11 protein-coding genes are annotated in these 12,266 nt (G+C 64.8%); 8 read left to right on the top strand and 3 right to left on the bottom strand.

What is annotated here, in order from left to right; all coding sequences use genetic code 11:
- The first annotated feature begins 8 nt into the window (after nt 1-8).
- Entirely contained in the window at nt 9-602 is a 594-nt protein-coding gene (locus BraRD5C2_RS08465) for a class I SAM-dependent methyltransferase (RefSeq protein WP_223967829.1), read from the top strand.
- Nucleotides 603-643: 41 nt separating this feature from the next.
- Here the strand turns inward: BraRD5C2_RS08465 and BraRD5C2_RS08460 are convergent, their stop codons facing one another.
- Nucleotides 644-1,042 (bottom strand): MAPEG family protein, encoded by a 399-nt coding sequence (locus BraRD5C2_RS08460; RefSeq protein ID WP_223967828.1) that lies wholly within the window; start codon nt 1,040-1,042, stop codon nt 644-646.
- A gap of 73 nt (nt 1,043-1,115) precedes the next feature.
- Entirely contained in the window at nt 1,116-2,924 is a 1,809-nt protein-coding gene (locus BraRD5C2_RS08455; RefSeq protein WP_223967827.1) for a PHA/PHB synthase family protein, read from the bottom strand.
- Nucleotides 2,925-3,218: 294 nt separating this feature from the next.
- Here BraRD5C2_RS08455 and BraRD5C2_RS08450 point away from each other — a divergent pair, with 294 nt between their 5' ends.
- The 4 genes from BraRD5C2_RS08450 to glpX all read left to right on the top strand — a co-directional run bounded on the left by BraRD5C2_RS08450 (nt 3,219) and on the right by glpX (nt 7,379).
- Nucleotides 3,219-3,506: a hypothetical protein gene (locus BraRD5C2_RS08450; RefSeq protein WP_223967826.1), complete on the top strand. Its 288-nt coding sequence runs from the start codon at nt 3,219-3,221 to the stop codon at nt 3,504-3,506.
- Between the two features lie 215 nt (nt 3,507-3,721).
- Nucleotides 3,722-4,942, top strand: coding sequence for an LL-diaminopimelate aminotransferase (locus BraRD5C2_RS08445; protein ID WP_223967825.1), 1,221 nt, complete (start codon nt 3,722-3,724; stop codon nt 4,940-4,942).
- A gap of 38 nt (nt 4,943-4,980) precedes the next feature.
- A complete protein-coding gene (locus BraRD5C2_RS08440; protein WP_223967824.1) occupies nt 4,981-6,300 on the top strand; it encodes a homoserine dehydrogenase in 1,320 nt (439 codons plus the stop codon).
- A gap of 80 nt (nt 6,301-6,380) precedes the next feature.
- A complete protein-coding gene (gene glpX / locus BraRD5C2_RS08435) occupies nt 6,381-7,379 on the top strand; it encodes a class II fructose-bisphosphatase (protein ID WP_097672244.1) in 999 nt (332 codons plus the stop codon).
- Nucleotides 7,380-7,389: 10 nt separating this feature from the next.
- Here the strand turns inward: glpX and BraRD5C2_RS08430 are convergent, their stop codons facing one another.
- Nucleotides 7,390-8,523 (bottom strand): DUF4261 domain-containing protein, encoded by a 1,134-nt coding sequence (locus tag BraRD5C2_RS08430; RefSeq protein ID WP_223967823.1) that lies wholly within the window; start codon nt 8,521-8,523, stop codon nt 7,390-7,392.
- 182 nt (nt 8,524-8,705) lie between these two features.
- Here BraRD5C2_RS08430 and BraRD5C2_RS08425 point away from each other — a divergent pair, with 182 nt between their 5' ends.
- Genes BraRD5C2_RS08425 through BraRD5C2_RS08415 form a run of 3 tightly spaced genes read left to right on the top strand, consistent with a single transcriptional unit; the run spans nt 8,706 to nt 12,156 of the window.
- Nucleotides 8,706-9,428, top strand: coding sequence for a haloacid dehalogenase type II (locus BraRD5C2_RS08425; RefSeq protein WP_223967822.1), 723 nt, complete (start codon nt 8,706-8,708; stop codon nt 9,426-9,428).
- Nucleotides 9,429-9,483: 55 nt separating this feature from the next.
- The gene (recJ, locus tag BraRD5C2_RS08420) at nt 9,484-11,325 is read left to right on the top strand and encodes a single-stranded-DNA-specific exonuclease RecJ (protein WP_223967821.1); all 1,842 of its coding nucleotides are present in this window, start codon (nt 9,484-9,486) and stop codon (nt 11,323-11,325) included.
- 18 nt (nt 11,326-11,343) lie between these two features.
- The gene (locus tag BraRD5C2_RS08415) at nt 11,344-12,156 is read left to right on the top strand and encodes an SDR family NAD(P)-dependent oxidoreductase (RefSeq protein WP_223967820.1); all 813 of its coding nucleotides are present in this window, start codon (nt 11,344-11,346) and stop codon (nt 12,154-12,156) included.
- Nucleotides 12,157-12,266 lie beyond the last annotated feature (110 nt).

Below are 12,266 nucleotides of genomic sequence, written 5' to 3'. Positions count from 1 at the left end.
TGCGCATCGTGGACGACGCCACGCTGCAATTCTATCGGCGCAATGCCGAGGCCTATGCCGGGTGGGCGAAAGCGCCGTCCACCCGGCTGATCGGCTTTCTCAAGCTGCTGCCGCCGGGCGGCGCGATCCTCGAACTCGGCTGCGGTGCCGGCAATCATGCCGCGGTCATGCTTGCCGAAGGCTTCGTGCTGCGCGCGACCGACGGTTCACCCGAGATGGCTGAAGTCGCGGCACGGCGCATCAACCATCCCGTCGAGGCGATGCTTTTCGATGAGCTCGAGGATCGTGGGGCCTATGACGGCGTCTGGGCCAGCGCCTGCCTGCTGCATGTGCCGCGCGACGAATTGGCCGGCATCCTCGGCCGTATCCATCGGGCGCTGAAACCCGGCGGCATCTTCTACGCGAGCTACAAGGTCGGCCATGGCGATGGCCGCGACAGCATCGGCCGCTACTACAATTATCCCGCGGCTGACTGGCTGGCGGCGACCTACGCCGCGTCAGGAGCATGGTTCCAGGTCTCGTCCGACACCAGCGAGATCAAGAGCTTCGATGAGGCGCCCGCGACGATGCTGCATATCGTCGTGCGGAAAGACAAGGAATAGCGCCGGCGCGGATGTGACCGCCGCCGGCGCGAATGTGTCGCTTAGAGGATCTTGAAGATCGCGAGCGCCAGCACCGCCTGCGCGATGAAGCCGACCGTGAAGGCCAGGGTGCGGAACACCGGCAGGCCGAGCGTGTAGACGATCAGATGCGCGACGCGGGCCCAGAAATACACGGCGCAGGCCAGCACGGTCCATTTGGTGGAATAGTCTGCCGCGTTGAGGATCAAGACCAGCGGCGCGAAGATCACGAGGTTCTCGACCGCGTTGTCATGGGCAAACATCAGCCGGTTGGCCCATTCGGCGTGCGGCTTGTCGGTGCGCGATGGATTGCCCATGGCGCCGGAGAGGCCGCGCACCTGGCAGCGGTTGATGATGTAGGGAACCCACAGCAGCCCGGTCAGGATCACCGTCAGCGACAGCCAGAACAGTTCGCGCGTCATCGTCTCCCCCTCACGTGAATTCGATTCCCGACCGTCGGGACCATCTGTTTATAGCTGAGCGGAAGAACTCGCGCTACGCGCGGACGCGGACATAGCTGCCCGGAGCGTCCTCGAGCACCGACGCCCCGTTCGAGCCCACCATACGTGCCGGCACCGTCTCCGGATCATGGCTTTCCAGCCACCCGCGCCAGTCGGGCCACCACGAACCCTTGTGCTCCTCGGCGCCCTTCAGCCAGTCGGCGAGCTTCATGTCCTTGATGTTGTCGTTGGTCCAGTACTGGTACTTCTTGGAGGCCGGCGGATTGACCACGCCGGCGATATGGCCGGAGCCGGACAGCACATATTTCACCGGGCCGCCGAAGAACTGCGAACCGTAGAGCACCGATTCCGCCGGCGCGATGTGATCCTCGCGTGCCGCGAGGTTGTAGACCGGCACCTTCACCTTCGACAGATCGAGCAGCGTGTTGTCGAGCACCATCGTGCCGGTCGACAGCCGGTTCTCCAGATAGCAGTTGCGCAGATAGTAGGAGTGGTTCGACGACGGCATCCGCGTCGCGTCCGAATTCCAGTGCAGCAGGTCGAACGAGGAGGGCGGCTGGCCCTTCAGATAATTGTTCACGACATACGACCAGATCAGGTCGTTGGAGCGCAGCATGTTGAAGGCCATCGCCATCTTGCTGCCTTCGAGCACGCCGGATTCCTGCATGTCGCGTTCCAGCGCCGAGATCTGGTCCTCGTCGACGAACACCAGGAGATCGCCGGCGTGGGTGAAGTCGACCTGCGCGGCAAAGAACGTCGCTGACGTCACGCGCTGACGGCGCTTTTCGGCTAGGTAGGCCAGCGTCGAGGCGAGCATGGTGCCGCCGACGCAATAGCCGGCGGTGTGCACCTTCAACTCGCCGGTGACCTTCTCGATCACGTCCATCGCCGTGAGCGGGCCCTCGGCCATGTAGTCGGCCCAGGTCTTCTTGCCGAGCTCCTTGTCCGGATTGACCCACGAGATCACGAACACCGTGATGCCCTGGTCGACGCACCATTTGACGTAGGATTTCTCAGGGCGCAGATCGAGGATGTAGAACTTGTTGATCCACGGCGGCACGATCAGGAGCGGCGTGCGCAGCACGTTCTCCGTCGCCGGCGAATACTGGATCAGCTGCATCAGGTCGTTCTGGTAGATCACCTTGCCCGGCGTCGTCGCCATGTTGATGCCGACCTCGAGATTGCTCGAATCGGACTGGCGGATCCGCAGCGTGCCGTGCCCGGCCTCGATATCCTCGGCTAGCATCTTCATGCCGCGGACCAGATTGTCGCCATTGGTCTCGACGGTAGCGCGCAGCACTTCCGGATTGGTCAGCACGAAATTCGACGGCGCCAGCGCGTTGGTGATCTGCTGGACGTAGAATTCGGCCTTCTTGCGGGTGTGCGGATCGATCCCGTCGGCGTCGTGGACCAGCTGCTGCGCCCATTTCGCTGTCAGCAGATAAAGCTGGAGGATGAAGTCGAAGAACTGATTCGACTTCCACTCCGGATCCTGGAAGCGCTTGTCGCGCGGGGCCGGCGCGATCGCCGGCTTGGCGTCGGCTTCGCCGGCCATGCGGCGCACGGCCGAGCCCCAGAGATCGAGGTAATCCTTGCCGAGCTGCATCTGCAACGAGGAGGCGCGTTCCTTGTCGGCCAGCCAGTATTCGGCGATCACGCTGAAGGTCTTGATGACCTCACCGAGCTCGTTCGGCGGCTTGTCGCGGACCTCCCCGGTCTGGCGCGGCTTGAGATAGGCCGCCAGCGCCTGGCCGCTGCTCTCCATCGCCCGGGCGATGTTCATGGCGAAGGCTTCGGCGTTGAATTTCGGGGTGGCTTGGGTGTCGGTACTGACGTTGCTCATCTGAGGGACAATATCGCGTCGTTGGGGGGGCGTCATCGCGCGGTGCGGTAGCGAAAATCGGTCAAAAGCCGATGTTTCGCTCTGTTGCGGTGCGATAGAAAAATCTTTGTTCCGTCATATTGAAGCCTCAGGGGTCGCTTTTGGTGTTCCCGCTTTAAGCGTTTCGGGCGACAATGGTTTGAAACGTCTAAAGCCAGGATTAGATGCAGCCGGGACGCTGCAAGGCTCGTACCAGTGCGACCCGTGTCGGCAATGTGCGACGTGCGCGCTAGCTTGTTGGGGACAATTCGGCGCATGCCGATCGATCGAATGAACAGGGGGCTCGCGGCCGCAGCGCTGCTCGCGTCGATGCTGGCGCTGAGCGGGTGCTCGAGCACGATTGCCGATATGGCCATGCCGGCCGATGCGCCGGCGCGGCAAAAGGACGCCAACGGCTACCTCCCGGTCCACGACCTTCCGCCCGACCGCGCCGATCCGACGATCAAGCCGGCGGATCAGGCCAAGATCGAGCAGGAGCTGGTTGCGGCGCGTGAGCGCCAGGCACAGGCTCAGGCCGCGACGGCCGCCCAAAGCGGGAAGTGAGCGCGCCAGTTTGGCCGATCAGCGCTGGCGCCGCCCAGCGTCCGTGCTAAAAGAAACCCAATTCAACCGCAGATCCGGCCGCAGCCCCCCGATCGTGCGCCTGAATTCGCTCTAAGTCATTGATTCAGTGCGATTTCTGTAAGAGGCCGAGCCGGCTTCCGCAAATCTACCAAGGGGGACGATTCTGGCATCGCGGTTGTCGGAGCAAGGGTCCCATGGAAGATTTTTACCGCATTCGCCGTCTGCCGCCTTACGTCTTTGAGAAGGTCAACCAGGCCAAGGCGGCCGCGCGCAATGCCGGGGCCGACATCATCGACATGGGGATGGGGAACCCGGACCTACCGACCCCGGCCCACGTCATCGAGAAGCTCAAGGAGACGCTGGGCAAGCCGCGGACCGACCGCTACTCGGCCTCGCGTGGCATCAACGGCCTGCGCAAGGCCCAGGCCGCCTACTATGGCCGCCGTTTCGGCGTCAAGCTGAACCCCGATACCCAGGTGGTTGCGACACTCGGCTCGAAGGAGGGGTTTGCCAACGTCGCGCAGGCGATCACCGCGCCCGGCGATGTCGTGCTGTGCCCGAATCCGAGCTACCCGATCCATGCGTTCGGCTTCCTGATGGCGGGCGGTGTGATCCGCTCGGTGCCCTCGGAGCCGACGCCGCAGTTCTTCGAGGCGGTCGAGCGGGCGATCCAGCATTCGATTCCGAAGCCGATCGCGCTGATCGTCTGCTATCCGTCGAACCCGACCGCCTATGTCGCCGATCTCGACTTTTACAAGGATCTGGTCGCGTTCGCGAAGAAGCACGACATCTTCATCCTGTCCGATCTCGCCTACGCCGAAGTGTATTTCGACGAGAACAATCCACCGCCGTCGGTGCTGCAGGTGCCCGGTGCGATCGACGTCACCGTCGAATTCACCTCGATGTCGAAGACGTTCTCGATGGCCGGCTGGCGCATGGGCTTTGCGGTCGGCAATGAGCGCATCATCGCGGCACTTGCGCGGGTCAAATCCTACCTCGATTACGGCGCCTTCACGCCGGTCCAGGTGGCGGCGACCGCCGCGCTGAACGGTCCCGACGACTGCATCCGCGAGATGCGCGACACCTACCGCAAGCGCCGCGATGCGCTGGTTGAGTCATTTGGCCGCGCCGGCTGGGATATTCCGCCGCCGCAGGCCTCGATGTTCGCCTGGGCGCCGCTGCCCAAGGCGTTCGAGGCGGTCGGCAGCATGCAGTTCGCGACCCTGATGGTGGAGAAATCCGGCGTCGTGGTGTCGCCCGGCGTTGCTTTCGGCGAGCATGGCGAAGGCTATGTCCGGATCGCGATGGTGGAGAACGAGCAGCGCATCCGGCAGGCCGCGCGCGGCGTGCGCCGCTTCCTTGAAAGCGGCATCGAAACGTTGCACAACGTCGTTCCTCTCGCCAACCGACGCTAATCCTTCCAGGTTGCTTAATCTCCAGGTCCCTTAAATCCATGGTCGCACCCCTGAACGTGGGCATAGCGGGGCTCGGCACCGTCGGTGCCGATGTCGTCCGCCTCATCGAAACGCAAGGACGGGCGCTGGCCGAGCGCAGCGGCCGCGGTATTCGCGTCGTCGCCGTCACGGCGCGCTCGAAAGCCAAGAAGCGCGGCCTCGACCTGCGCGGCATCGCCTGGGCGAAGAGCCCCGAGGCGCTGGCCGAAGATCCCAATATCGACTGCTTCGTCGAGTTGATGGGCGGCGCCGGCGATCCCGCGCTGTCCGCGATCGAGACCGCGCTGAAGGCCGGCAAATCGGTCGTGACCGCCAACAAGGCGCTGATCGCCAAGCACGGGCTGCGGCTTGCCGCCGCCGCCGAAAAGCACGGCGGCGCGCTGAATTTCGAGGCGGCGGTCGGGGCGGCGATTCCGGTCATCAAGACGCTGCGCGAGGGCCTCGCCGGCACCAGCGTCAACCGCGTCTACGGCATCCTCAACGGCACCTGCAACTACATCCTGACCCGGATGGAGCAGGAGGGTTTGTCGTTCGAGGAATGCCTGAAGGACGCCCAGCGGCTCGGCTACGCCGAAGCCAACCCGTCATTTGACGTCGATGGTCACGACACCGCGCAGAAGCTTGCGATCCTGGCGAGCCTTGCCTTCGGAACCAAGGTTGCCGAAAGCGCGGTCTATGTCGAAGGCATTTCCTCGATCACACCGGAAGACCTCAAGGCCGCCGCGGAACTCGGTTACCGCGTAAAACTGCTCGGCGTTGCCGTGCGCACGGCAAAGGGCATTGAGCAGCGCGTGCATCCGACCATGGTGCCGAAATCATCCTCGATCGCGCAGGTGATGGGCGTCACCAACGCGGTGGCGATCGACGGCGAGGGGATTCCGCCGATCACGCTGGTCGGCCCCGGCGCCGGCGGCGGTGCGACCGCCTCGGCCGTGGTCGCCGACATCGCCGATGTCGCCCGCGGCATCCGCGCCAAGCCGTTCGGGCGTCCGGTGGAGCGGTTGCGCGACACCACCAAGGCGCCGATGGAACGCCACGAGGGTGGCTACTATATCCGCCTGATGGCGCGCGATCTTGCAGGCACTGCCGCAACAATCGCCACCCGGCTCGCGGAACAGAAGATATCTCTGGAGTCCATCGTGCAACGGCACCCGGATGGCGTCGATGTGAACGGTGCAGCCAAAAAACCTTCACCGGTCCCGGTCATTCTGATTACCTATGCGACCAGCGAGGATGCGGTGCATCGTGCGCTGGCCGCAGTGCAGCGCGACAAGGTCATCAGCGGCCGGCCGCAGGTGATCCGGATCGAGAAAAACTAGCGCATGGCCTGAACGGGTCGGGCGTGAGACGATTGATGCGGGCAGGCTGGCCTGTCCCCGAGGCTTTAAGGAGTACGCCGATGTCGACCCATATTTCCGTTCCGCCGCAGATGCTGCTCGAGCGCATCCTGACGCTCGAAATCGTGCGCGTGACGGAGCGCGCGGCGGTGTCGGCCGCGCGGCTGCGCGGCCATGGCCAGGAGAAGGCCGCCGACAAGGCCGCGGTCGACGCGATGCGGCGCGAGCTCAACAAGTTGCCGATCGAGGGCACGGTCGTGATCGGCGAGGGCGAGCGCGACGAGGCGCCGATGCTCTTCATCGGCGAGAAGGTCGGGCTCAATGCCGGCCCCAAGGTCGACATCGCGGTCGATCCGCTCGAAGGCACCACGCTGTGCGCCAAGAACATGCCCGGCTCGATCGCCACCATGGCGATGGCCGACGGCGGCACGCTGCTGCACGCACCCGACGTCTACATGCAGAAGATCGCGATCGGTCCGGGCTATGCCAAGAACGTGATCGAGCTTGACGCGCCGCCGGCCGACAACGTCCGCCGGCTCGCCAAGGCGAAGGGCGTCGATCCCACCGCCATCAATGTGCTGGTGCTCGACCGTCCGCGCCATGCCGACATCATCAACAGCGTGCGCTCGACCGGCGCTGCCGTGCAGCTGATCACCGATGGCGACGTCGCCGGTGTCATTCACTGCGCCAAGCCTGATGAGACCGGCGTCGACATGTATATCGGCACCGGCGGCGCGCCCGAAGGCGTGCTGGCGGCGGTCGCGCTGCGCTGCATCGGCGGCCAGATGCAGTGCCGCCTGATCCTTGACACCGAGGAGAAGCGCGAGCGCGCCCACAAGATGGGTGTGCTCGATCCGAAGATGATCTACGGCATCGAGGACATGGCCAAGGGCGACTGCCTGTTCGCCGCCACCGGCGTCACCACCGGCTCGCTGCTGACTGGCGTCAAGTTCAAGAAGGATGTGATCGAGACCGAGACGGTCGTGATGCGCTCCGTCACCGGCACCGTGCGCTACATCAAGGCCGAGCACCGCCAGCTGGAGAAGTTCCACCTGGATTGAGCAAAGATCCCTAGGACAGTTTGGTTGTGCCCTGCTTCGGCAGGAACATGAATACGCGCCCCTGCGACAGCCCGAGTTTCAGGGCGCCCAGCAGCTTGGTGATCTCTCCGGCAAAGGGAAGCAGCGTTTCCCTTGCCGCGCCGGTGTCACCGCGCGCGAGCGCGTCGCGCGCCTTTTGGTCGGCCGCAACGTAGGCGTCGGTGGCCAGTATCTGTGACAGCACGCCATTGATGCCCTGATCGTAGGTGTCGAGCCGGATCTCCGAATCATAGCTAGCAGGTTGCAGCTCGACATGATTGTCGGCGCTGCTTGCATCGAAAAGTCCAGCGCGGGTCAGCAGGCTCAGGAGCGGATGATCCCTTGCCACCGTGGGCGAGACGATCGGATAGCGCTTGAACGGGCTGGAGGCCGATAGAGCCCCGATCCTCAGGACCGGCGAGGCGTTGAAGCGGGAAACCGCATGGTGCACCTTGAATCGCTCAGTGGCTGAGACCGCAAACACCTCGCCATCCTTGATCTCTTGTCTGCGCGCGATGAGCTGGCAGGCGATTAGCGCGACCTTGCCGACCAGATCGGGCAGCGCCATGCCTGGCAGGTCGCACTCGATGTCACGGCCGATGAACGGAAACAATCCAACCGTGAGCGCGCCGATCGATTCGATCGACTTGAACGGAAGAATGTCGATCCAGAGCAGGAAAGGATAACCTGGCGCAGGTGCGAACGATTGTTCGGAGTCCTTCAGCCACCTCTGAGGCTCGCGGCCAAGCAAGTCTTTCCAGATGACGGCGCAGGCCTCGGGCAGTGTTGCGAGCAGACCGCCGACGACGGCGGTTCCGATCCTCGCGCGTTCAAGTTCACCCGTATTGGCGTCCGTTGCTGATACCACGACATGGGCATTGTGGCGGTCAACGAGCTGACGCCCGTCTCGCCAGAGGAGCGCGGCGCGCTCCCAGAGTGCATCATCTTTCGGCTTCGGCGCGTCGACAAGCGCGAGGGCAATGATGTGATCGCCGCACTGAATGGATGAGGCGGTGCCGGCTTGCCAGGAACGGTCCGGGTGGCGTCGTCGCAGCACATCAATCAGCCGCGGCAGATCGAGGGGCGTCGCGCTTCGCAGGAGGACGGACGCGATTGGCTGGCTCATGGATCGACTTGCCCCTGATTGGGATAGCGCACGGGAAGGTTCGACAATTCTTGCGGAGCGGAACGGCCGAGCAACCCGCCTATGTTGTCGTGCGATGGATATTCACGTCAAGCAACGCTATATGGGGACGTTCGGCGCGTGCGGCCGGGCCAAGAACGATATGCAAATTGGAGCAATGAAATATGACATCCGATCTTGCGGGAGTGAAGGCACTGGTGTTCGACGTGTTCGGAACCGTGGTCGACTGGCGCACCAGCCTGATCAACGATTTCACGACATGGGGAGAGAAGCGCGGCATCAAGGCCGATTGGACCGCGCTGGTTGACGGCTGGCGCGCGGTCTATGCGGCCTCGATGGACGAGGTGCGCAAGAATCCGCAGAACGGCTACGTCATCCTCGACGTGCTGCACCGCCGCTCGCTGGAGAAGCTGGTCGCGCAATTCGACGTGAAGGGCCTCACCGAGGCCGACCTCCAGCATCTGACGCTGGGTTGGCATCGGCTGCACGGCTGGCCCGACAGCGTCGCCGGCCTGACCCGGCTCAAGACCAGATACATCATCTCGCCGCTGTCGAACGGCAACGTCGCGCTGCTCACCAACATGGCGAAGTTCGCAGGCCTGCCCTGGGACCTCGTGATGTCGGCCGAGCTGTTCGAGCACTACAAGCCCGATCCGGAAACCTATCTCGGCGCGGCAAAGCTGCTTTGCCTGCCGCCGGAGCAGGTGATGATGGTGGCCGCGCACAATTACGACCTGAAGCACGCGCAGAAGCACGGCCTGAAGACGGCGTTCGTCGCACGGCCGACCGAATACGGCCCGTTGCAGAAAGTCGATTTCGAGGCTACCGGCAACTGGGACATTGTGGCCAAGGATTTCGGGGAAATCGCCACCCGGATGGGCTGCTAGAACTGGCTTGGGATTCACTGAGGCGCTACGATTCCCGCTTGATCGGAAGGGAATCATGACGCTGCACGCATCCGCACTGCCCGTCGAGGCGCCACAGGCGTTCCTTGGCGTGGCGCGGTCGCTGACCGGAAAGCTGTGGCGCGACCGGCTGGATGCGCGCGGGGCGGCGCGGGCGCTCGCGATCGTGCAGCGGCACAATCTGCCGGAAATGCTGGCGCGGGTGTTGGCCGGGCGCGACGTCGCGATCGACGAGGTTGCCGACTTCCTCGACCCGACCATCCGCAAGCTGATGCCGGATCCGCACACCGTCACCGAGATGGAGCATGCGGCCAAGCGGATCGCGGATGCCGCGGTGCGTGGCGAGAAGGTCGCGATCTTCGGCGACTACGACGTCGACGGCGCGACCTCGGCGGCGCTGCTGACCTGGCATCTGCGCCATTGCGGGCTGGACCCGCTGATCCACATTCCCGACCGCATCTTCGAGGGCTATGGGCCGAACGTCGACGCCGTCCGCGCGCTGGCGGCGAAGGGCGCGACGCTGCTCGTCACCGTCGACTGCGGCACCACCAGCATCGAGCCGCTGGCGGAAGCCAAGAAGCTCGGCATGTCGGTGGTCGTGATCGATCATCACCAGACCGGCGATGAGTTGCCCGAGGTCGACGCGCTGGTGAATCCGAACCGGCCCGACGATCTCTCGGGCCTCGGCCACCTCGCGGCCGTCGGCCTGGTGTTCGTCACATTGGTCGCGGTGAACCGGGAGCTGCGCCGGCGCGGCTTCTGGACGGGCGAGATGCCGGAGCCGGATCTGCTCAGCGTGCTGCATCACGTCGCGCTCGGCACCGTCGCCGACGTCGCGCCGCTGATCGGGCTGAACCGGGCCTTCGTCGCCAAGGGCCTGATCGCGATGCGCCGCCGCGACCATGTCGGCCATACCGCGCTGATGGATGTGGCGCGGCTCAATGGCCCGCCGGAGGCCTGGCATCTCGGCTTCATGCTGGGGCCGCGCATCAATGCCGGCGGCCGCATCGGGCGCGCCGATCTCGGCGTGCGGCTGCTGCTCGAAGGCGATGTCTCGGAGGCCGCGCGGATCGCGGCCGAGCTCGATCGCCTCAATGCCGAGCGGCGGGTGATCGAGCAGGCGGCCGAGGCGCAGGCCGAAGCCGAGGCGCTGGCCTCGCTCGGGCTCGAAGACAAAGGCGCTGTCATCGTCACCGCGGCGGAAGGCTGGCACCCCGGCGTGGTCGGGCTGGTCGCGGCACGGCTGAAGGAGAAGTTTGCGCGGCCGGCCTTTGCGATCGCGCTCGAGCCGGGCGGCATCGGCACCGGATCGGGCCGCTCGATCGGCGGCGTCGATATCGGCAAGGCCGTACGGCAGGCGGTGCACGACGGTCTGTTGATGAAAGGCGGCGGGCACGCGATGGCCGCCGGCGTCACGCTGCGCAAGGAGAAGCTCGCCGAATTCCGCGCCTACATGGAGAGCGCGCTGGCCGCCGACGTCGCCAACTCGCGCCACGAGAACGAGCTGTTCATCGATGGCGCAGTCACTGCGCGCGCGGTGACGCCGGAATTCGCCGCGACGCTCAATCGCGCAGGTCCGTTCGGTGCCGCCAATCCGGAGCCGGTGATCGCGCTGCCGTCGCATCAACTCGTCTATGCCGACGAGGTCGGGCAGGCGCATCTGCGACTGCGCTTCAAGTCCGGCGACGGTTCCATCGTCAACGGTATCGCATTCCGCTCGGTCGGACAGAAGCTCGGCAGCGCCTTGACGCAAAATCGCGGCCAGCAATTGCACGTGGCGGGCTCTCTTGCAGTCGACCGTTGGCAAGGCACCGAACGTGTGCAATTCCGTGTGCTCGACGTCGCGGTACCGGATCAGGGCCCGGCGGTGATCAGATAAGAAACGTCGGGAGTGAACATGGCAGGACAGGTTGAAGGCAAGGTCGCGCTGGTGACCGGCGGCGCGTCGGGTATCGGCGAGGCCATCGTCGAATTGTTCGCGCAGGAAGGCGCGACGGTCATTGCGACCGATATCGACGAGTTGAGGGGCCCTGAGCTCGCCGCGCGGCTCAAGAAGGCTGGTCGCGAGGTGGTCTTCCTGCCGCAGGATGTCACCAGCGAGGAGCGCTGGATCGAGGTCGTCGCCGAGATCGGCAAGCGCTATGGCCGCCTCGACATCATGGTCTCCAACGCAGGCATCGGCATCGGGGCGCCGTCGATCGTCGAGATGTCGCTTGCAGACTGGCGCCGGCAGACCGCCATCAATATCGACGGCGTGTTCCTGTCGGTGAAGCATTCGCTGCCGCTGATGCGTAAAACTGGCGGCGGCTCGATCATCATGATGTCGTCGCTGGCTGGCCTGCGCGGTGCAGCGACGCTCTCCGGCTACAGCGCGACCAAGGGCGCGGTACGGCTGTTCGCCAAGTCGATCGCGATGGAATGCGCGCAGGTGAACGACGGCATCCGCGTCAACTCCGTGCATCCCGGCATCATCGACACGCCGATCTGGGGCAAGATCCCGACCGGCGCGACGGGCGCCGGCCAGAACGCTCCGATCGATCCGGAGGAGCGCGCAAGGTTTGCAACGCCGCTCGGCCGCGCCGGGCAGGCGATCGAGATCGCGCAGGGCGTGCTCTATCTCGCCTCGGACGCGTCGCGTTACGTCACCGGCACCGAGCTCGTGATCGACGGCGGCATGAATGCCGGCGGCGTGGTGCGGCAACCGAACTGATTTCCGTCATTGCGAGCGAAGCGAAGCAATCCATGGTGCCGCAAGCGTACTGATAGATTGCTTCGTCGCTTCAGCGCAAAATTGCTTCGCAATTTTGTCGCGAGCTCCTC

Source organism: Bradyrhizobium sp. RD5-C2 (genome assembly GCF_019972155.1).
Lineage (GTDB): Bacteria > Pseudomonadota > Alphaproteobacteria > Rhizobiales > Xanthobacteraceae > Bradyrhizobium.
The sequence above is the reverse complement of the archived record's forward strand: the minus strand, read 5'-3'. Positions and strand labels throughout refer to the sequence as shown.

Bases quoted from the DNA above. Each gene is read 5' to 3' on its own strand.
- BraRD5C2_RS08460 (WP_223967828.1), bottom strand. From the start codon at position 1,042: ATGACGCGCGAACTGTTCTGGCTGTCGCTGACGGTGATCCTGACCGGG.
- BraRD5C2_RS08455 (WP_223967827.1), bottom strand. From the start codon at position 2,924: ATGAGCAACGTCAGTACCGACACCCAAGCCACCCCGAAATTCAACGCC.
- BraRD5C2_RS08450 (WP_223967826.1), top strand. From the start codon at position 3,219: ATGCCGATCGATCGAATGAACAGGGGGCTCGCGGCCGCAGCGCTGCTC.
- BraRD5C2_RS08445 (WP_223967825.1), top strand. From the start codon at position 3,722: ATGGAAGATTTTTACCGCATTCGCCGTCTGCCGCCTTACGTCTTTGAG.
- BraRD5C2_RS08440 (WP_223967824.1), top strand. From the start codon at position 4,981: ATGGTCGCACCCCTGAACGTGGGCATAGCGGGGCTCGGCACCGTCGGT.
- glpX (WP_097672244.1), top strand. From the start codon at position 6,381: ATGTCGACCCATATTTCCGTTCCGCCGCAGATGCTGCTCGAGCGCATC.
- BraRD5C2_RS08430 (WP_223967823.1), bottom strand. From the start codon at position 8,523: ATGAGCCAGCCAATCGCGTCCGTCCTCCTGCGAAGCGCGACGCCCCTC.
- BraRD5C2_RS08425 (WP_223967822.1), top strand. From the start codon at position 8,706: ATGACATCCGATCTTGCGGGAGTGAAGGCACTGGTGTTCGACGTGTTC.
- recJ (WP_223967821.1), top strand. From the start codon at position 9,484: ATGACGCTGCACGCATCCGCACTGCCCGTCGAGGCGCCACAGGCGTTC.
- BraRD5C2_RS08415 (WP_223967820.1), top strand. From the start codon at position 11,344: ATGGCAGGACAGGTTGAAGGCAAGGTCGCGCTGGTGACCGGCGGCGCG.